A 25,270-nucleotide genomic window follows, 5' to 3' on the forward strand; every position below is an offset into this window, starting at 1 on the left:
TCAAGTTGTTTCTGTACTCTCCGTTATCGTACAAAAGGAGGTTTCGTTCTTATTCTACTTTGGTAATCGGGGCAAACCCGGCAAGCAAACGTTTCACGCCAACCGGAGCCGGGAAAGCAATCTGCAGTTCAGTATCATTCCCTGTCCCTTTAACTGCAACAATCGTGCCTGTCCCCCATTTGCCATGCTGCACTTTGTCCCCCGCCTTGAATCCCGCTTCACCACTCGAAGCTGCAGGCTTGGAAGCAGATGATGGCGTAGAGTATGTTGGGCGGGAAGTACTTGTGGTCACACGCGAAGTTGGCGTGGATGAGGTAGCAGATGACCCGCTCTTGCTTTGGTGATCAAAGAGCTTGGTGCCACCACCGAAGTTACTTCCTCCACTGGAACCTAGTCCACGTCCACCATAAGAGCCACCTCCGCTACTGCCACGACGGTAACGATCACGAGCCATGGAGGTGTCTTCCTTCAGCTCATCCGGAATTTCGTCCAGGAAGCGGGAAGGTGGATTTGCCGTGGTACGTCCAAACAAGGTACGCATTTGGGCACACGACAGGAAAAGTTGCTCTTCTGCACGAGTAATCCCCACATAAGCAAGTCGGCGTTCTTCCTCCAGCTCTTCATTATCCATAAAGGCACGGCTGTGCGGGAAGACACCTTCCTCCATACCCACGATAAAGACAACCGGGAACTCCAGACCTTTGGCGCTATGCATGGTCATCAGGGTAACAGCGTCGCTTTGATCCTCTTCATCATCGTTCATGCTGTCGATGTCAGCAATCAATGCAAGATCGGTGAGGAACGATACGAGCGTTTTGTCTTCATTATTTTTCTCAAATTCCATCGTTACCGACAGGAACTCTTCAATGTTCTCCAGCCGTGCACGGGATTCGAGTGTATTTTCATTTTGCATCTCAAGACGATATTGGCTCATCTCAAGAATCTTCTCGGTCAGTTCAGTTACAGACAGATACTCTACCATCTGATGCAACGCAGCGATCATGTCATAGAACTCCACCAGCGCATTACGCGTACGACCAGCAAAACCAAGATCATCCACGACCTGAAGTACTCGGAAAATGGAAATTCCACGCTCTCCTGCCGCAGCCGCCAGCTTCGCTACTGTTGTATCCCCGATGCTACGCTTCGGTACATTAATGATCCGGGTAAGACTGATATCATCGTCGGGGTTGGATAACAGGCGCAGATACGCCAGAATGTCCTTGATCTCTTTACGATCATAGAACTTGATGCCGCCGACAATCTGATACGGAATATCAGACTTGATCAAAATTTCCTCTATAACCCGGGACTGGGCATTGGTACGGTACAAAATGGCATGGTTCTGATAGGATTTGCCGTTTTTCACATTTTTACTAATCTCGGAGGTTACAAAATACCCCTCATCATGTTCGGAATCCGCACGGTACACCTTGATCTTCGAACCACCCTCTTTGTCCGTCCACAGTTTCTTCGGTTTACGCCCTGTATTGAGGCCGATCACTTCATTCGCTGCATTCAGGATATTGGAAGTTGAACGATAGTTCTGCTCAAGCAAAATCGTATTTGCTTCCGGGTAGTCTTTCTCAAAGTTCAAGATATTGCTGATATCCGCTCCACGCCAGCGATAGATCGACTGGTCACTATCCCCTACAACGCAGATGCGGTGGTGGCTGTCAGCGAGCATGCGGCACAGCATGTACTGTGCACGGTTCGTATCCTGATACTCGTCCACGTGAATGTACTGGAATTTCTTTTGATAAAAGTCGAGGACTTCCGGTACTTCCTTGAACAGTTGAATAGTCTGCATAATAAGATCATCGAAATCGAGTGAGTTGTTGGCTCTTAACCGTTTCTGATACATCTTATATATTTTGGCTACAATACCCTCGAAATAGTCCCCTGCTTGCTTCTCATATTGCTCCGGACTAATCAGTTCATTCTTGGCTGTACTCATCATCGACTGAACTGCTTTGGGTTCAAATTTCTTTGTGTCTATATTCTGGTCTTTCATACAGCTGCGAATAACAGATAATTGGTCCGATGAGTCCAAAATACTGAAGTTGGAAGTAAAGCCAATACGTTCAATATCACGGCGCAAAATACGCACACACATGGAGTGGAATGTGGATACCCAAATGTCGCGGCCCTGGGAGCCACCTACGAGTTGGGAAACCCGGTCCTGCATCTCACGAGCGGCTTTATTCGTAAAGGTAATCGCTAAAATGCCCCACGGGGGTGCTTTCCGTGTTGCAATGAGGTAGGCAATCCGGTGTGTCAGCACCCGGGTCTTGCCGGAGCCCGCACCGGCCATAATTAGCAACGGGCCATCCGTCGCCTCGACGGCTTGCCGTTGAGGGGTGTTAAGCCGTGCAACGGCATCATGTATATTTACAGGTTGCATGCATGCATGCTCCTTTCGTTGGTTGGTTAGTCGGTATAAGGGAGCTATTGGTTACACTTGGACTTCGATTGCAGCAGCATCTTCCGATCGTCGTTATCCCCAGATTTTTTGATTCCCTTTATCAAAGGGAAAATCCGGTGATAAATACGAACACTTCGTTTCTTCAGATTGCTTCTGCACTCTCCGTTTCCGTGTAAACATAGCCTATATACGAATTGTTAGTAAGAGGTAAAAATCAGGTAATAAAGGCGAACGCTCCGCTTCTCCAGCTTATTTCTGTCCTCTTCGTTCTCGTGTAAAAATTAGTTTAGCTTATATTTAGGGGTAGTTGAAATTACAAGAGAGCACACTTCGTTTCTTCAGATTGCTTTTGTACTCTCCGTTTCTGTGTAAACATAGTCCCTGTATACGAATTGCTTAGTAAAAAAAGAACAATATCGGGTAATAAAAGTATGCTTAGGATTTAGCTTTCTTACAGAAAGCTTTTAACGAGCACTCCGTTTCTCCAGCTCACTTCTTTCCTCTTCGTTCTCGTGTAAACGACATTACGGTCATATAACTTCTTTAATTAGTAAGGGCAAAGTTCTATTTTAACAGATCATAAGGGGAAAATGGGGGAATGGTAAACTAAACCGATTAAATGGTTCCTTTTACAGCCAACACTGTCTCAAGTGCTTTGTTCAGATCACTATACACGATGTTACCTACAACGATGGTATCTGCCACCTGAGCAGCTTGCGCGGCTTTCTCCGGATCATCAATTCCGCCGCCGTAGATAAGGTGTGCCCGCTCCAATTGTCTGTGTGTCTCCCCAACAAGCTCCATATCTCCGAACGTTCCGCTGTACTCCATGTATACAATGGGAAGATGGAGCAGACGCTCCGCGGCCTGGGCATATGCCACCGCAGCTCCTGTCGTCAGATCCGTATCTGCACCGGTCAACCGCGCTACCGTGGAGTTTGCATTAAGCACAATATAACCCTCGGCAATCAGCAGATCCCATGGGATTAGATAACCGTAACGCTCTATGGCCTGCTGGTGGTGCCCAATCATCCATTTGCTGTCCGTTGCATTCAGGACCATCGGGATGAGATATCCGTCAAACCCGGGAACTACAGCCTCCAGATCGGATACTTCAAGCACACAGGGCAACTCATAACGACGCACACGGGACATCAGGTCTACCGTGTTATCATAAGTAATTCCGGAAGATCCACCGACGATAATTGCATCGGTCCCCGACATGCAGACCAGATCGAGTTCTTCGTCTGTAATCTCCCGATCCGGGTCAAGCTTAAATACGTGTCTCCACTGCTTAATCATGTCTATCAACGAACATTCCTCCAGAGGTTCTTCTGCATCCTAGAAAGCTTGTAAACTAAGTCTAAGTCAGCAGGCAGTGAGTGTCAATGTTCGTATAAAAAGGGGAACAGAAAATCACAGACATTTCCCGGTCCTGGTAGGGAAAAGCCTGTGATTTTGATTTTTTAATGATTATAATTACGACATTTTACGGTTTCCAGGCAAACCGTGTATTCATCTCATCCAGTTCCTGCTCCGTCAGCACGTCCGAGTACACCCCGTACACGCCCCACTTCTCATAGTTAGCTACCTGTTCAGTGTCATTGATGGTATGCACGTAGGTGACTGAGCCTGCACTATTCAGCTTGGTGACGAAATTCTGGTTTACTTTATATTCCGGCATAGTCACGGCATCAATATCATTCTTTTGCACAAAATCAACAACCTGATCTTCTGTATCCTGTGTGGCATATAACGTATAGATAATGGAAGGGAATGCATAGACTTCTTTCACCGTTTCAAGCATGGGTTCGTTATAGATCTGTACAACCACGCGATCCAGCACGGAGGGATCATGTTCTTTTGCAGCATCCACGAGGGATCTTAACACCTGCTGAATATCCTCATCCTTCTGTTCCTTGGTGTCGGTTACGATATACATATCCGGGTATTTAGCCAGTACATCTATAATGCCATCGGCATCCATGGGTTGATACATACCCAAAATAGGTGTATTCATGAACTCATCATGTGTCAGCGCCCCGGCCTGTTTATCCTCCGAAAGTTCTTCGTCTTGTCCTAACATTTTGCTCATATTTGCGGTCCATTCATGTCTGGCTACGGCTTTGCGATCTGATGTCAGCATAAAGTCGATCTCAAATACACGTGTGCCTTTCTCGTAATTGGCAATCATCGCTTCATAGGCGTTGGTATATGGTTGATCCCGAATGCTGCCCATCGCATGGGCGATTAATCTATAGGCGGTAAATCCGTCCCGTTGTTCCTCACTCTCGCTTTCATAGGCGAAAAAGAGTGTGCCCACGGTAACGATCAGTAGTATTAACACGGCAGCAATGCGTTTCATATCACATTCACATCCTCAGTACCTTTTTGTTAGCTAACTACCCGAATTGAGGAGGTGCAAAACAAAATAGCCGCTCGAAAGCGGCTGTTAAAAGGTGGATAGACTTTTAGGATAAAGCGCGGACCATCAAGATGCTCAGTCCTTTTGCTATACACTTAACTCTTTCAAAAATGCAATCAGCGCCTCACGCCAATGTCTCAGAGGTTCCAGATCGTTCGTTCGAATCGCCAGATGATCCATCACCGAGTATGCAGGACGAGGGGCTGGACGCGGAAACTGATCGGTTGTGCATGGCGTAAGTTCAGCTGTCGGCTCGAACCCACTCTGCTTACTTGCTTCTTCTCTTATTACCTGTGCAAACTCGTACCATGTGCAAATTCCTGAATTGGAAGCATGATAGATGCCGTACTTTTCACTTACGGAAAGGAGATGGATGAATCGTGCAAGATCCACCGTGTAGGTAGGCGAACCTTGTTGGTCATGAACAACTTGCAGTTGTGGACGCTTCGCCATAAGTTCCAGCATGGTTTTGACAAAATTACTGCCATGCACGCCAAACACCCATGATGTTCGAATGATAAACCATTGCGTACACAAACTTTGAACCAGACGTTCCCCGGCAAGCTTCGACTTGCCATAAACACTCTGCGGATTCGTTACATCGTATTCTCGGTATGGTGTAGTCCCGCTCCCATCAAATACATAATCGGTACTGATATATACCAGTTTTGCTTTCACACTCTCGGCGGCAACTGCAATATTTCTAGTACCTGATGCATTGATTGCGTATGCTGTATCTACATCTACCTCAGCCTGATCGACCGCCGTGTAAGCAGCGCAGTGAATAATGATGTGCGGTCGGAACGTTGTAATTATATCTGTGCACTGCTGTTGATCGGTAATATCCATCTGGTTCTTGTCACAGGCCAATACCTGATGACCCTCTGCTTGGAAGGTCTTCACCACATCATAACCCAGCTGTCCCGCTGCGCCAGTCACCATAACTCTATAGTTCATTTGGATGAATCACCCATCCGTTTACCGTACTGAAGCTGAACATAGTCCTGATATGTGCCTGCTTGAATTCTCGTCCACCAATCTTGATGTTTCAGATACCATTGGATCGTCTCCTTGATCCCTGTCTCAAAATTGTGTGCAGGTTGCCAGCCAAGCTCTGTACGTATCTTGGTAGGATCTATACCGTAACGTCGGTCATGTCCCAACCGATCTTGTACATATTGTATCAAACTCGCTGGCTTACCCAGTTGCTCCAATACGCTCTCCACAATGTATATATTAGTACGTTCATTATTACCACCAATGTTGTATACTTCTCCAGATTGTCCATTATGAATCACCAGATCAATCGCACTGCAGTGATCTTCGACATAAAGCCAGTCACGAATATTGAGCCCGTCACCATATACCGGGATGGCTTCATCATTCAATGCACGGGATATAATCAGCGGAATCAGTTTCTCCGGGAATTGAAAAGGCCCGTAGTTATTAGAGCAACGTGTAATATTTACAGGCAGTCCAAACGTTTCATGATAGGCTCTTACGAGCAGATCCCCGCCAGCTTTACTTGCAGAGTAAGGACTGTTAGGCATCAGAGGGGTATCTTCAGTAAATAAACCTGTTGCACCTAGTGATCCATATACCTCATCTGTCGATACCTGAACAAATTTGGTGACTTGATATTTCTTTGCCGCATCCAATAGAACCTGAGTACCCATCACATTGGTACGCACAAAGATATCCGGGGACAGAATACTTCGATCCACATGAGACTCGGCAGCGAAATTCACAACCACATCGATGCCTTGGGAAAAAACAGCTTCCATCTGCTGTACATCTGCAATATCTGCTTGGATGAAGGTATATCGGGGATTGGACTCTACCGTATGCAAGTTCTCCAAGTTCCCCGCATACGTTAATGCATCCACATTGATAATCTCATAACTCGGATGTTCACGAAGCATATATAGCACAAAGTTGCTGCCGATAAATCCGGCCCCACCCGTAACCAGTAGTTTCATGCTGTCTCTCTCCCTCTGCCTCCAGATACAGAAGTATCTGAAAAGTCTGATTAATTAGTCGAAGTTCAGTTCAGCATCTTTCAATAAAGGATGCTTCTGATCCTTCTCCGATAATATAGGTTTCGTCACAGGCCAATCAATGGCGAGCGCCGGATCGTTCCACAGAATTCCACGGTCATGTTCAGGTGAATAATAGGCGTCTACCTTATAAGTTACCTGGGAATGAGGCACCAAGGTACAGAATCCATGAGCAAATCCTTGAGGAACAAGCAGTTGCCGCTGGTTGTACTCACTTAGAATGACACTTTTCCATTGGCCAAAAGTGGGGGATGACGTGCGGACATCCACGATCACATCATATATAGCCCCTGATATAACCCTCACCAATTTAGTCTGTGCTTTGGGCTGAAGCTGGTAATGAAGCCCACGCAGAACACCTGCTTCAGCCGACAAGGATTGATTGTCCTGAATAAAGACGTGCTGTATCCCCTGTTCATGCAGAACCTGCTCATTATAACTCTCCATAAAATATCCACGGTGATCACCATAAACCTTGGGTTCCAAGATGGCAGCACCATCCATAAACAGCGGAAGTACCTTCATGACATCCCTCCGTTTTGCTGTTGACATCATTTCTTCATATTGACTATGTATATGTAAAGTGTCGGGCATGTGTTTGTTCATTGGCCTGTATAACCCTCATATTTACACTTCCTTAAAATAAATTAAAGCCCAGCCGCGATATCATTCTTCGGCTGGACTTCAAGGGTATGCGGAAAACCATTTATTGATCCTTTACGACCTGTTCCAAATACTTTAAGAGATCCTTCCGTAGATCCGGGCGCTGCAACGCGTAATGTATGGACGTTTCAATAAAGCCCAACTTCTCGCCAACATCATGACGCAGTCCGTCAAAATGATATGCAAGAATCTGCCGCTGTTCATTCAATCGGGACAAGGCATCCGTGAGTTGAATTTCGCCCCCAACGCCAGCAGATTGCTGACCTAGTATTTCGAAAATATCCGGTGTAAGAATGTATCGTCCCATAATAGCAAGGTTCGAAGGGGAATCTTCAGTCTTTGGTTTCTCAATTAAGCGGCGCGCGCGAAAGACACGTTCATCGGTAGGAGTCAGCAATTCTCCGTCTACAATCCCGTAGCGGGATACCTCGCTCCAATCAACAGGCTGTACACCAACAATCGGAGATTGAAGTTCATCGTAGACATCGATCATCTGCTTCAGGCAGGGATGGTTCGCTTCCACGATGTCGTCCCCTAACAGGACAGCAAAAGGCTCGTTGCCAATAAACTTGCGGGCGCACCAGATGGCGTGACCAAGTCCCTTGGGTTCCTTTTGACGGATATAATGGATATCTGCCATCTCGGAGGGTTTGCGTACTTCGTTAAGCAAGTCCCACTTCTGTTTGTCCGCCAGATTCTGCTCCAGCTCAAATGAATAATCGAAGTGATCTTCAATAGCCCGCTTCCCTTTACCTGTCACAATAATGATATCTTCAATACCAGAAGCGACAGCTTCTTCAATAATGTACTGGATCGTTGGCTTATCCACGATGGGCAGCATTTCCTTAGGCATCGCCTTGGTAGCAGGCAGAAACCGGGTACCCAGCCCTGCGGCTGGAATAATCGCTTTGCGAATACGCATACGAACCCACTCCTTTTGCTAGAAACATATTTTCATATATTTAATGATTCTTATTGCTACGATGCTTGGACTCCATTATACCATCAACAATTCGCGGATATCCTGTTCGGATAAGGTTGTTGATCCGCCGTCTCCCGGTTCGATCACTTCGGCAATCAAGTCCTTCTTCCGTTGCTGTAGCTCCAGAATCTTCTCTTCAATTGTACCTTCGGTAACTAAACGGATGACTTGCACCACTTGTTTCTGTCCCATACGATGGGCACGGCCAATCGCCTGTTCTTCCACCGCGGGATTCCACCACAGATCATATAATATAACTGTATCTGCACCCGTTAAGTTTAGCCCTGTCCCTCCAGCTTTCAGGGAGATTAAGAACAGTTCAGCTTCACCCTCGTTAAATCTGTGGCACATCTCGACCCGGCTCTGCGCAGGGGTCTGACCATCGAGGTAGAACAGGTTTCTTCCCTGTGCCGCCAGCGTCTGACGAATCAGGTTCAACATGCTCGCAAATTGGGAGAAGATCAGAATTCGTTTGCCTGAAGCCAAACAATCCTCGACCGTTTCTAGCAACTGCTCCATTTTCCCGGAATCGCCTTGATAGCCTTCGACAAAGAGGGCCGGATGACAACACAACTGACGCAAACGGGTGATGCCTGCCAGAATTTTGATACGATTCTTCTGGAATCCATTATCCTCCATGTCCTTCGATGCTTCATCCTGAAGCTGGGAAAGGTATGCGGCGTACAGTTTCTTCTGTTCAACCGTAAGCTCTGACCGCTGTACCGTTTCAATTCGATCAGGCAATTCTTCCAGCACATCCTTCTTGAGGCGGCGCAGAATAAACGGACGCACCATCCGCGAGATCCGTTCTGGAGGAAGGTCACGGAATCTTCTGTAGCTTGGAAACAAACCAGGGAATACCGCTTCAAAAATGGACCACAATTCATCCAGCGAGTTCTCTACAGGCGTTCCTGTGAGTGCAAAACGGCGCGGCGCCTGAATTTGTTTCACTGCCTGCGCGGTCTGGGAAGAAGCATTTTTGATCGCCTGAGCTTCATCCAGAATGAGTGTATGGAATGTTCGGCCTAGATAGGTGTCCAGATCCCGGCGTAACAAAGGATAAGACGTCACAATCACATCTGCCTCATCCATGCCTGAAAGCATGCTGGCTCGTTCTTCTTTCTGACCGGCTGCGATCAGAACGTTCAAATGCGGGGCGAATCGCGCAAACTCATTAGCCCAGTTATACGTCAGCGAAGCAGGGGCCACGACAAGTACCGGAGGATGAATGACCTTCGTTCGGACCGTCAATCCATCCTTCAGCATCGTGGACCATGAACCATCCGTATTCTCTGATGCCATCTTATCCAATGGGAGTCCAGTTTCGGGATCGATGTCGGAAGTCGGCAATGTTTCACCACCCCATAATGATCCGCTCTCCCGGTATTTATCACCGCCCGTATGGTCAATGTTGTACTCAGGCTTCTCCTGAAGAACCGCTGTGATATAGGCGATGCTTTGCAACGTTTTACCAAGTCCCATATCATCCGCCAGAATGCCGCCAAAACGATAATAAGCGAGGGTACGCAACCACTGGTATCCGCTATTCTGATAATCCCGCAGGATGGGGGTCAGAGATCCCGGCAGTGCAAAATCCATCCGCTCGGGATCTCGGAGATCATCGAGGAAACGTTTCAGAGAACCTCCCCACTTCACATGACCGGAGACTTCATCCCTGCCCGGCAACTGTAACGCCCGAACAGCTGGCAGCCGGATATGGCTGCTCTTGATGTCACCTGCTCCAATTCCCAGTGAATCAGCCATGTGAGCGAAGCTGTCTGCACCTTCATTTTCAAGCGAGAGAAAGACACCGCTCTTGAGACGGAAATACGGTTTCTTTTCCACAATGCGGCGCATGAGTTCCTGAAGTTCCTGTTCGTCCACACCTTCCATCTCGAATGAAATCTCCAGCCAGTCCAATCCTCTTCCCAAATCCGCTCGTACTTTCGGCGGTGTTGGATAGGATTGCACCATCGCCTTCACGACGTTTGGCATATAAATATCTACCTGTTTCTCAAGCTCAGGCAACAGATGGTACATGACATCATAGATGGCATCTTCGCGTTCACTCGCCCAAACACTACCGTCTCTTTCGAGAAAGGATCGATCAAGCCGTTCAATCAAGTTTCTCTCTTTGTATCGATCACGCACCAAAATAACCTTTTTCTCTTCTTCATCTATCAAGTACTCTGCCAGCGGATTAATAACCATGACCTCATAGTCGAATTCCAGACGTGCTGTAATACGTTCACGATAGAAGTCGATGTATAACTTGGGTCTTAGTTCCGGTTCCGCGATCTGTTCACGCACCTGCGAGTCAATGGACAGATGTCCAAGCGTACGCAGTTCTGGCACAACATGCTGCACAAACTCATCCACCTGCTGAGTCGAGATATCGATGCTTTCCTTAATCCCATATGAGGTGAGCGCCCCACTCAAGTCCTCCAGACTTCGCATCTGCATCGGCTCCAACATATGCAACTGTCCTTCCACCACAGCGGCATCATAAGCAGGGAGAAGAATCAGTTCACGCAGTCCGGAAATTTCAAGCTGATATCCTTCATTCGTTCCCTGGGCGATCCGGTAAAATAAAGGCAATACGCCCTCACCCAGTGTGAGTGGTCCATTGGCAAATCCTGTGCCCTCCATCCGACTGTCGGCCTGTAGCAGCAATTCCAGCAATGGCTTCCATACGAGCGGAGCAATCAGTATATCCCGTCCGTCCGAAGCTCCAAGATAACCGGAGATGGATTGGCGATAGGCCTCCTCACTCTGTCTCATTCGAATAAGCATCGAAAGAATGGCCTGATCCTGCGGAGTGAACACATGCATCAGTGGATCATAGTGGAACAGCTTGGTAAATGACATTGGCTCGCCCTTCTCGATGCAGTTCAGGAATTGCTTCACTTTCTGCACCACATACAGACGTTTGTTACCCACTTTCAGTTCAAGAGCAAGTTTCCCCCCACCCTTATGAACCTGTATCAGCTTGCATATAAACTGGACCTGCAACTCTTCCCGCAGGGAGGATCGGTTGACAGGGGCGGTGTATTTACGGTCATTTCCATGCAGCGGTCTCCGATCCTTGGCAAACATGGACAAAATCTGATCCGCCGTACGGTAAGAAGGTTTATCTGCCGAGCGACCCCACCCCGAAGCTGAGCTTGGACGATCTGCCTGGGCAAAATGAACTGGAGGACGCTCTGGAGCATCATTCAGTTGCTCTCGTTGTGAATCAGACTGTGGTCGCTCCCACACGCTCTCTTCCACTAACGTCCCGACCCTGGACTTGGAACCTAAGTTGGAACTAGTGTTGGCTCCTTGGCCTGTAGCAGGTTGAGGAGGCTTCCCAGAGGCAACTGTGGCATTCCGCTCCTGCTGCTCACCCCATTCGTGAATAGCCAACAGGACAGCGGCAACATGTTTGCAGTAGTCATAGTGTCTGCCGTCACCCGGACAACTGCAGCCTGCCACAATCTCTCCCGCTTCATCTATATCCACCGTCACCTGATAGCGCTCCGATCCACGTACCTGCGCTTCATAATGAAGCTGATCCTTACTGACCACCAGATTGGTTACCCTGCCGGATTGGTTATAATCTTCTCCACGCTTGAATGCCGTGACCCCGCACAGCAATTTGATATCCATAATTGTGAATGGCGCCACGCTTCTCCGCCTCCTGTGTCATGATGTAAAAAAACCCCAAGAGCTCCTTGAAGCAGAGATTGGGGTTCCTTCATGCTTGTAACTGTTGTTATACCATACAATCTGTTTATTTCACCAATTGACCACGTGTAACTCCCAGTTGATTTGTTGCTTTGAGTGTTTTCCACACTTGTGTACCACTGATCTCGCCGCGCAATGCACGGTTGTACAGATCAATGACTTCGCGTACCTGCTCCGGTGTCTCTTCCAGGAATTCCACACGGTAACGGGATACACCCAGATCCATAAAGTTGGTTAGATACTCGGCACCCGACTGTTCTACTGCGTTGTATACCGTATTACGGCAGCCTTCATCCACACGTACCGGGTGAGACATGCCGATCCGGTCTTGCAGGGATGCACGTTGTTCCTCACAAGGACGACCACAGTTCGTATAGTCCGTTCCTTCACTCATAAACGTACAATACACACAGTGCTCGGTGTGGAACATCGGCAAATGCTGATGGATAACCACTTCGGTCTGACTTGTACGGGAGTGGCCCAGCAAATCAACCATTTGTTGGATGTTCAGGTCATAGGATGGCGTAATCCAGTCACATCCAGCTTCCAGGAACAATTCAACGGCTTTGTGATTGGCGATGTTCAATGAGAAGTCACCGATCAGTTCCGGGTGCGTCGCATCCGGGTTCTCCATCCGGTGGCGAAGGTAGAAGTACAGTGCACCTGTATTACGTACCAACACTGCATCCGGCTTCAGACGCAGGATGTTGTTGTGATAACCGTTCTCCCCAGGCATGTGAATACGCGGTGTTGCCAGCGCGATCTTGCGACCAGCGGCATGCACAGCTTCCACGGCTGCCGGGAACTGTTTGATAAACTCGAAGTCGGCATAGATCATGCCGATGCCCGCTTCAATCGCTGCCTCCACTTGTGGCAGGCTGCGACAGAGCGCGGTCAACTCGGCTTGACCGCGAGCGACTGGCGATGCCGGTTTAACCGAATCGCCGTACACATCTACCGCCCGTTTCACGTAGACGGGTGGTTTCGGACGTTCGCCCGCGAGTTGTTCTACCGCCTGACGGCGAATGTTATTCAACTCGCGCATCGGGATGATAACGTCACCGTGCAGGTTGACATCCATTCCTTCCAACTGGAATACGGTGCCTCCCAGACGTCCGAACTGCTCTTCGAGCAATTCCTGTGTCATTGGACGCTTCTGCGCGATGTCCAGTTCCATCTCGGAATCAATCCGGACGGTTGTGCCTTTCTGCACGTCTGTCCACCATGTGCTAAGCGGCTGCCCCGGACTGCCGATAACTTTCACCTTCACCGGGAATACACGGAACGGTTTCTCTGTCTCGAAGCTTTGACGCAGACGTTTGTCCAGCGCTGGGTCATTCGTTTTCCAGACTTTGTCGCCAACTTTCACGCGGCGCAGATCCACATCACTGCGGCCTGGCACGACGTCAACGATCCAGCCCTCTTCGGCTTCGCCTTCGAGTTTTACACCTTTGCGACGCACATCGTATACCCGTCCGCCTTCTTCCTTCTTCGTTGGGTCTCCAGCGTCAAATACAATTCCGTCTCCACGTTTCACGGGTGCATCCAGCTTCAGGACCACACCATCGCGCAACACTTGATCTACACGACCGAGGTAAACACCACGGCTTTTCGGGAACGTTCCATCCACCAGTTCTTTGTTGTTTGTACCGCTCAGGAAACCATGCGTGAATCCACGGGAGAAGCTTTGCTGCAATTCGCGAACTTCTTCCTTGCTTGGCGGTGTGTTATCTCCATCAAAATAACGGTCAATCGCTTTACGATATTTACTTACGACGTTTGCTACGTATTCTGGCGTTTTGAGACGTCCTTCTATTTTGAAAGAAGTCACTCCTGCTTCGATCAGTTCCGGCATCAGATCAATCGCTGCCAGATCCTTCGGTGACAACAGATAGGCTACATCACCCATCGGTTTGTGCACTCCATCCACCATTAGATCGTATGGAAGACGACAAGCTTGTGCACACTCCCCACGGTTGGCGGAACGTCCACCCCACATTTCGGAAGTCAGACATTGCCCAGAGTAGGATACACACAATGCACCGTGAACGAATACTTCCATTGGAAGCTTCGCCTGTTCACCGATTTTCTGAATCTGCTTCAGGTTGTTCTCCCGTCCCAGAACGACACGTTCCATATCAAACGGCTTCGTAAACTCGACCGCTTCCGGTGACGTAATCGTCATCTGTGTTGAACCATGAATCGGGAAATCCGGCGAGATCTCGCGGATCATCTTCACCAGACCCAAATCCTGAACAATTACAGCGTCTACACCTGCATCGACACATGCATCAATCAGTTCTTTGGCATCCGTCAATTCATTTTCAAAAATCAATATATTAAAGGTCAAAAAACCTTTTACGCCATAACTGTGCAAAAACGCCATAATCTCCGGCAGCTCGTCCATGCGGAAATTGTTCGCCCGTGCCCGTGCATTAAACTTTTCGACTCCGAAGAAAATTGCATCTGCGCCATTGGCTACCGCCGAACGCATACAATCCCAGTCACCAGCGGGTGCCAGAAGTTCAACGTCTTCTCTTCGTATTGTTGCTGTTTTCATGTAGATCCTCCCCATAGCCGGCTATCCGCCGGATTTCATCCCTATATCCTTAAACGCCTGAACATACCAAGCTTAAGACTGCACCTTATCGGGTACACCTGCATTGTCACGGTATTTACTATATCTATCTATTATGTCTGTATTGCCTGAACTCCAAGCTTACAGTCATTCGTATTCACCAGATCAGCAGTCATAACTCCTGAACTAGTATAGTGTACCACTTCTGCACCGACTCTTCTACGTTTTCCTGAAAAAACCGTTTACCATTTTCATTTCCAACACAGCGAAAAAACCGAAAGGTCGTCTGACCCTCCGGCTCTACTACAATTATTTAATAAAAGTAAATGAGTTCACTGCTTTTTCCAAGGCTGCCGCCTGAACATCTGTCTTGTTGGCATCATTCAAGCCACTTGTGATCGTATAGGTTGTTCCGTCCTTTTCAAACACAATCTGGCGACCCGCATATGGCACGCCTTTGTCCAGCTCATGATACGTAAAGGAAAATGCAGGCACACCCGCAAACGACAGCTCCTCACTGCGAAGCAGCTGAAAGTTTTTCCGCGTTTTGGTGGCTTCGGCATAAGCTTCTCTCAGTTGGCTGACCGTCATCTCGATCGACTTGTCTTCGCTCGCCGCAATGGAGAATTCTCCGCCCGTGAAGGTGTACACCACAGGTGAATATTCGAATCGATCACTGTAAGGTGTCCAGTAACGCGGAATATCTACACTATAATGATAACGTTTGGACGTACGTGTAAGTGTCTTCGTTTTGTCTGTCAAATAAGGATCTTCATCCAGCTGACCGAAATTATCGGCAACCGTATCAAAATCAATCTCGACACTCTTCATAATCCGTTCAAACCATGCCCGATCTGCACTTTGCTCTTCAGGGAACGTGTACTCTGCATAATATCGATACCCATTCTTCTGCAAAAGAACATCGAACTCGGTCTGCCAGCCCCCGCCAAAGTTATAACGGAATTCATTCACCTCGGCAGTCTCTCCCGAGATATCCATCGTATATGAGCCAATTGGCTCGTAACTCTCTGGTGTAAATGTCTCGCGCATCCACTTATCCAGTTGGCCGCTCCAGTCTTTTACCGTCGTACCTGCCTTCGCCGAAGTGACACGCCATTGCAGATATGCACCATCCTTGGCTTCATAGATCATCTGATTGTTGTCGATCGACCAGCCGGCAGGAATCTTCAATTCAATACCATAGTCATCATTCCACGCGGAGCGCATGCCATTATCTACGGTGGACAGATCCTTGATCGTTCGATCCGATTCCGCATAGGTTGGCTGGAATGAATTGAGCAACGCTGCACGTTTGCCCAGATCTTTATAATTCAGGGCTTCGTAATCGGCGAGGTACACATCATATTGACGACCTTCGTTCAGATACTGACGCATCTCCCATAACATGCCGTCTACATCTTTTACGATAATCCGTGCATGAGGCGTTTTGCCTTTCGACACCGCTTCACGATCCAGCACCGTATCTCCCGATTGTTTCGCCTCCTGGACGAGTTGCTGCAACAAATCATCCGCATCCAGAGTCACATCCTGATCGCTGACATACACTTCAAGATAATAACTGTTGTCTGCAGCGCCAAAAGTCATCATACGCTCCTGCTCACCGGTCTGGAAAACCATAAGGTCTGCCGGATAGTTAATGGACCAACCGTAAAAGCTGTTGCCGATTCTGGTCTTACCTTCATCCGCATGAATGTCGTCCTCATCGTCTATCGAATCATCGGTTTGCAACAGACGAATGACCATTTCTCCAGAACTGTTTGGAGCCAGCGTCGCTCCGATACCGGCAGCAACCGGACGAAGTGGAACCATAAGTACGCCATTCACCATCTTGGGAGCAGCACCCATCTCATTCTTTACACCATCTACCCAGGCAATTGAACTGCCAATCGTTAGGGTAACCGTGTGCGGACCTTCCTTGATTTTGACAATATCATTTTTCTCCAACCGGATTTCACTGCCAAAAGCTTTCTTGAACACACCAACAGGCACCATCGTAACACCCTTGAACTTGTAAGGTTTGGCTATAGCCTGCTTATCGCCGTTAATATAAGCGCTCGTGCTGCCCGCTTTGACCCGTAGTTCACTTGTCGTCAGATCAGATGCCCATACAGGTAATGCCGCTCCAATAGTCAGCATCCCGGTTAATACACCTGTGCTTAGCACACGTATCCATGACTTTTTCATTCCGTTCTTTCGTCCTCTCTCCATCCGGGCTGATCGCCGGGCTTTATTGTTCTTCATCTGCAAGGAACGCTTCATCTTCCTCGTCTACGATGTCTGCGCGATCAGCAAGCACCAACGTGCGGGTAACGATATCGCCATCCGTTTGCATCAACAGCTTTACCTTTTGCCCAGGCAGATAGGTTTTGAGCAGCTCGTTGATATCTACTACAGAGGAGACACGTGTACCTGCCACACTATAGATGACATCGCCCTCTTTGATTTTGGCTTTCTTTGCTCCAGGAGATAGTACGCCCGTTATCGTTAAGGGATCATCTGTAGGCAGGCCCACAATCGCAGACCAGCTTTCTTCCAGTTGTAGTCCCAGACTTGCACGTTTTATTTTTCCATATTTAAAAAACTGATCGATGATATATTGAACGGTATCCACTGGAATCGAAAATCCCAAACTCTCTACGCCGACCGCAGAAAATTTCATGGAATTGATACCGACCACTTCACCCTTCAGGTTGACCAGCGGTCCTCCGCTATTTCCTGGATTAATGGCCGTGTCGGTCTGAATCAAACGGTAGGTCGCCTCAACACCACGATTCAAGCCGCTAATGACCCCTACCGTTGCCGAGTTGCGCAAAGAAAAGGAAATCGGCGTACCCAAGGCAATCACCGTTTCTCCAACAGTGGTTTGTGAAGCTTTGGCAAAGCTCGCCGGTTTGAGTGATTTGGCATTGATTTTGATTAGCGCCAGATCACTGAGTGCATCACTGTATGTTTTCGTAATTTTGTATGTATTGCCATCCGTCGTTACGACCACAGGGTTTGTTAATCCATCTACCACATGGGCATTCGTTACAATCCATCCATTGGACCGGATAATGACACCTGTACCATGTGCAAGATTATAGCGGTCGTCTGATGATGCACCTTCCTGTACTTCGGTAGATTTCCCAATAATGCCTACGACCGAAGGGGATACCTTTTCGATCACTTTGGGGATGGCTTCACTTCCCTTGTACGTGAATGTTCCAGATTTGGCATCATATTGTCCACTTCCACCAACTGCCTTGAGCAGATCCTTGGTGTTCACATAGACTTGACCGTCTACCACTTTCGCTTGCATCGCCGCTTTGGATTCTGCTGCACCGGCCGTTGCCGCTACACTAATCGAGAGTACAGCAGCCATCAGTATGGCTATCCCCTTTTTACCCAACACGCTCATATTCTCACCTGACCCTCTCTATACATCCTTCTTGCGCGACTCGACATCGGATTCATCGCTGAATCTATTCTCTCTTTCTCTCATCTGCAATTCCGGTATCCCTCAATGTATCATACAGAATCTGGATATACAATTGTTTTAAGTCCTATTTTAGTAGAGAAGATAGAATCTTGATCAACAGCTCGATATAAACGAAAAAAACACCCTCCATGTCTCCCGTGGAAAGTGTTCCTTCATACTTCTTTTAGAGGTTGTTCAATAAGTTCGCTTTTGATTACGAAGGATGCCTAGTGGCATCATCAGCATCGAAGTTGAAATTCAGCCGAAATGTCCGTTGCTCACGTAGTTTGCCTACGCTCCGCTACTCCATTTCTAGCTTCATTCCATCTTCTCGGCACTGAAAACCGATCTTTTTGACATGCACTAATCGCTTATATTCCATTCACTTCAGTGGCCTTTTCTACTGACCAAACCAACCCGTTATCATCGCATAGTCCGTCATCAGAAATACAAGCAGGCTCACTACTGCAAATCCAATGGCAAACAGATTCTTCTTGGGTGCCCGAAGAAGCCGAACGACTCCGATGAAAATCAGGATTGTAAATAAGATGACAAAAATATCAAATGCATTAAAATTCGATGTACTCGCCGTGGCAGCTTCTGCAAACAGCATGGATAGACAGACCTCCTTACCATAGTTGAACAGCTAACGCATACCCTAATATCTTCCTCTATGTTATCCGTACCCTGCTTGTAATGCAAGCCCTATCATCCATAAAAATGAAAAAAAGCCAATTTGGCCGAATATTCCTGTAATGCTCGTCATAATGCATATGTAAACACTTTCACGAAATAACTTTAGTTTAAAAAAACTGTGCATCATTCAAAATGGAAAGCCCTTCTTCCCGGAAGCAGAGCACATCAGATCGTAATCCAACGTCTCAACCTTTTCGAAAGAAGGGCTAATACTGGCATTCATATTAATATAACTACTGGTTAGAGGATCTTAGTCCACCAATTGCAGTGCTTTGCTCCGCTCGGTATCCCGTTCCAGAACCGGCTTCAAGTACTTGCCCGTATAGGAAGCTTCCACTTTGATGATATCCTCAGGTGTTCCAGTTGCAACAATGGTTCCTCCACCGCTACCACCTTCCGGACCCAGATCGACAATATAGTCCGCCGTTTTGATAACATCCAGGTTATGCTCAATGACCAACACCGATTCTCCGGAATCCACCAGACGGTGCAATACGTTCAGCAGACGGTCGATATCATCCACATGCAAACCGGTTGTCGGCTCATCGAGGATGTAGATGGTTTTCCCTGTACTGCGGCGATACAGCTCAGAAGCGAGCTTCACACGCTGGGCCTCACCACCAGACAATGTGGTTGCAGGTTGTCCCAAGTTGATATAACCCAAGCCTACATCCATTAATGTCTGCATTTTGCGATGGATCTTCGGAATGTTCTCGAAGAATTGGGTTGCATCTTCAACTGTCATTTCCAATACATCTGCAATGTTTCTGTTTTTATATTTTACTTCAAGCGTTTCCCGATTGTATCGTTTGCCTTTGCAGACTTCACAAGGAACATAAACGTCTGGCAAGAAGTGCATCTCGATTTTGATAATACCGTCTCCACGGCAGGCTTCACAACGTCCACCTTTGATATTAAAGCTGAATCGGCCTTTCTTATATCCACGTACCTTGGCTTCGTTCGTCTGGGCAAACAGATCCCGGATATCATCAAAGACTCCAGTATACGTAGCCGGGTTAGAACGTGGTGTCCGCCCGATTGGCGACTGGTCAATATCAATGACTTTATCAATATGTTCGAGACCACGAATTTCTTTATGCTGACCCGGACGTACCCGAGCACGGTTCAAATCACGTGCCAGCGTTTTGTACAAAATCTCATTGATCAATGTGGATTTACCTGAACCAGACACGCCCGTTACCGCAGTAAATACACCCACTGGAATCTTCACGTTCAGATTCTTAAGGTTATTTTCTTTGGCTCCGCGTACTTCCAGCCAGCGGTCTCCTACACTACGGCGCTCTGTACGTACAGGAATGAACTTGCGTCCACTCAGATATTGGCCGGTTAAGGAGTTCTCATCGTTCATGATCTCCTCCGGTGTACCCTGTGACATGACAGTACCTCCGTGGATACCTGCACCCGGCCCAATATCAATAATATAGTCCGCAGCCATCATCGTATCCTCATCATGTTCTACCACGATCAACGTGTTACCAATATCCCGCATATGTGCAAGCGTTGAGATCAGGCGGTCATTATCCCGTTGATGCAGACCAATACTCGGCTCATCCAGAATATACAGTACACCCATCAGGCTGGAACCGATCTGTGTAGCCAGTCTGATCCGCTGAGCTTCCCCACCAGACAATGTTCCGGCAGCACGACTCAGCGTAAGGTAATCCAGACCAACATTCACCAGGAAGCCAAGACGGCTGTTGATTTCTTTCAAAATCAGTTTGGCAATCGTCTGCTCCTTCTCCGTCAATTCCAATGTATCGAAGAATCGGCCTGCCTCACCAATGGACAAACTAGTCACATAGGCCATGTTGTGGTCATTAATTGTAACCGCAAGACTCTCGCGTTTCAGACGCTGACCTTTACACGTACCACAAGGCTTCGCACTCATGTAACCCTCAATAAATTCACGGATACCTTCAGAAGCTGTATCACGGTAACGACGCTCCAGATTGTTCACGATACCTTCAAAGGTAACCAGTGCTTCCTTGCGTTGTCCAAAATCATTCTCATATCGGAAACGGATTTTCTCCGAACCAGTACCCTGCAACAACTTGTTCATCTGCTCAGCGGGCAGATCTTCGACAGGTACATTTTGCGGAATGTTGAAGTGCTCACATACTGACTTCAAGAACTGCGGATAATAGGTGGATGTGCCACCTGTCCAGGCATCAAAAGCACCATCTTCGATCGTCTTGCTGCGATCCGGTACAAGCAGATCAGGGTCAACGATCATTTTGACACCTAACCCGTCACAATCCGGGCAAGCCCCGAAAGGACTGTTAAATGAGAACATCCGCGGCGCAAGTTCTTCAATACTGAACCCGCACACCGGGCAGGCAAAGTTGGAACTGAAGCGCAATTCTTCTTCGCCCATAATGTCTACGAGTAGTTGTCCACCAGACAGATTAAGTGCTGTTTCAATAGAGTCGGCCAGACGCGCCTGTACATCATCTTTAACAACAATCCGGTCAACGACGACTTCAATGGTATGCTTTTTATTTTTCTCCAATTGAATATCTTCAGACAGGTCACGCAGTTCTCCGTTCACCCGCACACGGACAAAGCCCTGCTTGGATACATCAGCAAACACACTTTTGTGCTCACCCTTACGACCAGAGATAATGGGTGCCAAAATTTGTAGCCGGGTACGCTCTGGGTATTGCATAATACGGTCAACCATTTGTTCTACGGTCTGGGAACTGATCTCCACGCCATGGTCCGGACAATGTGGATGGCCCACTCGTGCAAATAACAGACGCAGATAATCATAAATTTCGGTCACGGTTCCTACCGTGGAACGTGGGTTACGGCTTGTTGTTTTCTGATCTATTGAAATCGCAGGAGACAATCCTTCAATGGAATCAACATCCGGTTTCTCCATCTGTCCCAGAAACTGCCGTGCGTAAGCTGACAATGATTCGACATACCGTCGCTGTCCTTCTGCGTAGATGGTGTCAAAAGCCAGCGAGGACTTGCCTGAGCCACTCAGACCGGTCAATACAACAAAGCGGTCACGCGGGATGGTAATGTCGATATTTTTCAGGTTATGCGCTCTTGCGCCTTTAATGACAATGTTATCGCTCGCCAATAGTATTCATCCTCTCAAATTTTCTAATCCAACCTTTATAAAGGCTTTTCGATCCCTCCCAAACCCTCCCTTCCAAGGGAGGGCCCCAGAGGGCGCAGCCCTCTGGACACCCGAAACAAGCGGTACAACGGTGAGGGGTCGGGTCTTGCTATGTGAAGGGTTGCCGTGTGCCCGCGGTTTCTGATAAGGTTCCAGCCTATTGCCGGAACCTTATCAGACCGCTCTACTGCGAGGTGACGCTCTCAGCTTCGCCTTGATCGCGGCAGGTCGCCATTGCCTTCGGCTCGGCTCCAAGATCAAGAGCGGGACGCTCTCAGCTTCGCCTTGGTCGCGGCAAGTCGCCATTGCCTTTGGCTCAGCTCCAAGGTCAACACCGGGACGCTCTCGGCTTCGCATTGATCGCGGCAGGTCGCCATTGCCTTCGGCTCGGCTCCAAGGTCAAGAGCGGGACGCTCTCAGCTTCGCCTTGGTCGCGGCAAGTCGCCATTGCCTTTGGCTCGGCTCCAAGGTCAAGAGCGGGACGCTCTCAGCTTCGCCTTGATCGCGGCAGGTCGCCATTGCCTTCGGCTCGGCTCCAAGGTCAACACCGGGACGCTCTCGGCTTCGCATTGATCGCGGCAGGTCGCCATTGCCTTTGGCTCGGCTCCAAGGTCAAGAGCGGGACGCTCTCGGCTTCGCCTTGTCGCGTCAGGTCGCCATTGCCTTTGGCTCGGCTCCGAGGTCAAGAGCGGGACGCTCTCGGCTTCGCCTTGTCGCGTCAGGTCGCCATTGCCTTTGGCTCGGCTCCGAGGTCAACACCGGGGCGATCTTGGCTATCAGGGGGACACGACTCCCAATTACTTTCCTATAAACCTTTTAACCAATTTCAACTTTTCTATCAGTATAGACCCGAATTCAAGATTTCAACATCTCTTATTTATCGGTAGATATCAATGATTTCCTTACTCAACAAGAGAACGGCCAATTGGCCGTTCTCTTGTTACAAATCCATCTTTACTGGAGCATATGAATGAGCAGTATCTTATTCAGCGCGAAGTTCCAGCAACGCATCACGAAGCTCGGCAGCACGCTCAAACTGCAGGTTTTTGGCTGCATCTTTCATCTCTACCTCTAGGCGCTGAATAAGCGCCTGGCGGTCTTTCTTCGACATCTTCTCGGCTGCGCCTGTGAGATAGTCTTTCTTGGATTCGGCAACTTTGGTTGCCTCAATCACATCACGCACTTTTTTGCGAATCGTCTGCGGTGTAATTCCGTGCTTCTCGTTGTACTCAATCTGAATCGCACGACGACGTTCTGTTTCCTTTATCGCCTTATCCATCGAATCCGTCACTTTGTCACCGTATAGAATAACACGACCCTCGCTGTTCCGCGCTGCACGACCAATCGTTTGGATCAGTGAGCGTTCGGAACGCAGGAATCCTTCCTTATCCGCATCCAATATAGCGACGAGGGATACTTCGGGCAGATCGAGACCTTCCCGGAGCAAGTTGATTCCGATCAGGACATGGAAAACGCCCAACCTTAAATCACGTAAAATCGCCATCCGTTCCAACGTTTTGATCTCGGAGTGCAGATAACGAACCTTGATTCCAACTTCCTTCAGATAATCCGTCAGGTCCTCGGACATCTTCTTCGTTAATGTTGTAATTAACACACGCTCGTCTTTGGCAATCCGGTCATTAATCTCACCGATCAAGTCATCAATCTGCCCCTTGGTTGGACGCAGTTCAATGATTGGATCAAGCAATCCGGTTGGACGGATAATCTGTTGCACCATCGTATCGGTATGCTCAATCTCATATGGGCCCGGTGTGGCTGATACATAGATAATCTGATCCATTTTGCCTTCGAACTCTTCGAATTTGAGTGGACGATTATCCAGCGCTGACGGCAGGCGGAAACCATGTTCAACCAATACTGTCTTCCGCGCTTGGTCACCATTATACATCGCACGGATTTGTGGCAGAGTCACGTGAGACTCATCGACCACGATCAACATGTCATCTGGGAAGTAATCCATCAGTGTGTACGGAGTATCGCCGCGTTCACGGAAAGTCAATGGGCCGGAATAGTTCTCAATCCCCGAACAGAATCCGACTTCCTTCATCATCTCGATATCATACCGTGTGCGCTGCTCCAGTCGCTGTGCCTCCAGCAGTTTCCCCTGTTCACGCAACACTTCAAGACGCTCCTCCAGTTCACGCTCAATGTTCACCAACGCAACCTTCATCGTCTCTTCTTGCGTTACGAAGTGAGACGCCGGGAAGATGGCAATATGTTCACGTTCGCCAATCAGTTCTCCGGTTAACACATCAATCTCCGTAATTTTCTCGATCTCATCACCGAACAATTCAACACGAATGGCATGTTCACCCTTGGAGGCAGGGAAAATCTCAACAACATCCCCACGAACACGGAACGTACCCCGTACAAAGTTAATATCGTTCCGCTGATACTGGATTTCTACCAGACGGGATAAAATCTGATTCCGCGGTTTCTCCATGCCTACCCGAAGTGACAACAACATGCTTGAATACGAGTGCGGTGAACCCAAACCATAGATGCAAGAAACACTCGCTACAATGATGACGTCCCTGCGCTCAAACAACGAACTTGTCGCTGCGTGCCGCAGTTTGTCGATCTCTTCATTAATGCTTGAATCCTTCTCGATATACGTATCGGAAGACGGGATATATGCTTCTGGCTGAAAATAATCGTAATAACTGACGAAATACTCAACCATGTTATTAGGAAAAAAATCTTTGAACTCACTTGCAAGCTGCGCTGCCAACGTTTTGTTGTGTGCAATAATCAGCGTAGGACGTTGCAGTTGGGCTATCGTCTGGGCTATCGTAAACGTCTTACCCGTACCCGTTGCACCCAGCAGTGTCTGGTACCTCTTCCCCTCCTGAACACCCTTCACCAATTCTTTAATGGCTGCAGGCTGATCACCTTGGGGAGAAAACTCTGACTCGATTTCGAACGTTTTGTCGCTCATTATAATATCGCTCATTGCCGTATCTCACCCTATCGTCTAAAATAATAGTCACTATATATTGTCGAAGTTCCCCGAATTTTCATATGGGAAAACTTATAGTAATAGGAATATTTGTTCCCGTTTAATTATACCT

The 25,270-nt window shown here is 48.1% G+C and carries 14 protein-coding genes; all 14 read right to left on the bottom strand.

The genetic code is table 11. From position 1 onward, the window contains the following. Positions 1 to 49 precede the first annotated feature (49 nt). Positions 50 to 2,404 (bottom strand): DNA helicase PcrA, encoded by a 2,355-nt coding sequence (gene pcrA / locus NKT06_RS28160; protein ID WP_253441196.1) that lies wholly within the window; start codon positions 2,402 to 2,404, stop codon positions 50 to 52. Between the two features lie 636 nt (positions 2,405 to 3,040). Then, complete coding sequence (pcrB, locus tag NKT06_RS28165; protein WP_253441198.1) at positions 3,041 to 3,736, bottom strand: heptaprenylglyceryl phosphate synthase; 696 nt, start codon at positions 3,734 to 3,736, stop codon at positions 3,041 to 3,043. Between the two features lie 178 nt (positions 3,737 to 3,914). After that, positions 3,915 to 4,790 carry a phosphatidylinositol-specific phospholipase C/glycerophosphodiester phosphodiesterase family protein gene (locus NKT06_RS28170; protein WP_253441200.1) on the bottom strand — a complete coding sequence of 292 codons (876 nt, stop codon included), beginning with the start codon at positions 4,788 to 4,790 and terminating at the stop codon, positions 3,915 to 3,917. Positions 4,791 to 4,937: 147 nt separating this feature from the next. Further along, complete coding sequence (gene rfbD, locus NKT06_RS28175; protein WP_253441202.1) at positions 4,938 to 5,807, bottom strand: dTDP-4-dehydrorhamnose reductase; 870 nt, start codon at positions 5,805 to 5,807, stop codon at positions 4,938 to 4,940. After that, positions 5,804 to 6,829, bottom strand: a complete 1,026-nt coding sequence (gene rfbB, locus NKT06_RS28180; RefSeq protein ID WP_253441204.1) for a dTDP-glucose 4,6-dehydratase — start codon at positions 6,827 to 6,829, stop codon at positions 5,804 to 5,806. The genes rfbD and rfbB overlap by 4 nt, the downstream gene beginning before the upstream one ends. Positions 6,830 to 6,883: 54 nt before the next feature. After that, positions 6,884 to 7,432, bottom strand: coding sequence for a dTDP-4-dehydrorhamnose 3,5-epimerase (gene rfbC / locus NKT06_RS28185; protein ID WP_091036460.1), 549 nt, complete (start codon positions 7,430 to 7,432; stop codon positions 6,884 to 6,886). A gap of 181 nt (positions 7,433 to 7,613) precedes the next feature. Continuing rightward, complete coding sequence (gene galU / locus NKT06_RS28190) at positions 7,614 to 8,492, bottom strand: UTP--glucose-1-phosphate uridylyltransferase GalU (protein WP_253441205.1); 879 nt, start codon at positions 8,490 to 8,492, stop codon at positions 7,614 to 7,616. Between the two features lie 75 nt (positions 8,493 to 8,567). After that, positions 8,568 to 12,218: a DEAD/DEAH box helicase gene (locus NKT06_RS28195; RefSeq protein ID WP_253441207.1), complete on the bottom strand. Its 3,651-nt coding sequence runs from the start codon at positions 12,216 to 12,218 to the stop codon at positions 8,568 to 8,570. 106 nt (positions 12,219 to 12,324) lie between these two features. Continuing rightward, on the bottom strand, positions 12,325 to 14,838 hold the full coding sequence (locus tag NKT06_RS28200) for a U32 family peptidase (RefSeq protein WP_253441209.1): 2,514 nt from the start codon (positions 14,836 to 14,838) through the stop codon (positions 12,325 to 12,327). 327 nt (positions 14,839 to 15,165) lie between these two features. After that, positions 15,166 to 17,061, bottom strand: a complete 1,896-nt coding sequence (locus tag NKT06_RS28205; protein ID WP_253441211.1) for a stalk domain-containing protein — start codon at positions 17,059 to 17,061, stop codon at positions 15,166 to 15,168. 43 nt (positions 17,062 to 17,104) lie between these two features. Next, entirely contained in the window at positions 17,105 to 18,274 is a 1,170-nt protein-coding gene (locus NKT06_RS28210) for a S1C family serine protease (protein WP_253441213.1), read from the bottom strand. Positions 18,275 to 18,734: 460 nt separating this feature from the next. Beyond that, positions 18,735 to 18,947, bottom strand: a complete 213-nt coding sequence (locus tag NKT06_RS28215; protein WP_253441215.1) for a hypothetical protein — start codon at positions 18,945 to 18,947, stop codon at positions 18,735 to 18,737. Between the two features lie 333 nt (positions 18,948 to 19,280). Next, positions 19,281 to 22,139 carry an excinuclease ABC subunit UvrA gene (gene uvrA, locus NKT06_RS28220; RefSeq protein ID WP_253441218.1) on the bottom strand — a complete coding sequence of 953 codons (2,859 nt, stop codon included), beginning with the start codon at positions 22,137 to 22,139 and terminating at the stop codon, positions 19,281 to 19,283. A gap of 1,021 nt (positions 22,140 to 23,160) precedes the next feature. Continuing rightward, positions 23,161 to 25,152 carry an excinuclease ABC subunit UvrB gene (gene uvrB / locus NKT06_RS28225; protein WP_091013102.1) on the bottom strand — a complete coding sequence of 664 codons (1,992 nt, stop codon included), beginning with the start codon at positions 25,150 to 25,152 and terminating at the stop codon, positions 23,161 to 23,163. Between the last annotated feature and the right edge of the window lie 118 nt (positions 25,153 to 25,270).

The sequence above is a fragment of the Paenibacillus sp. 1781tsa1 genome (genome assembly GCF_024159265.1).
Taxonomy (GTDB): Bacteria; Bacillota; Bacilli; order Paenibacillales; family Paenibacillaceae; genus Paenibacillus.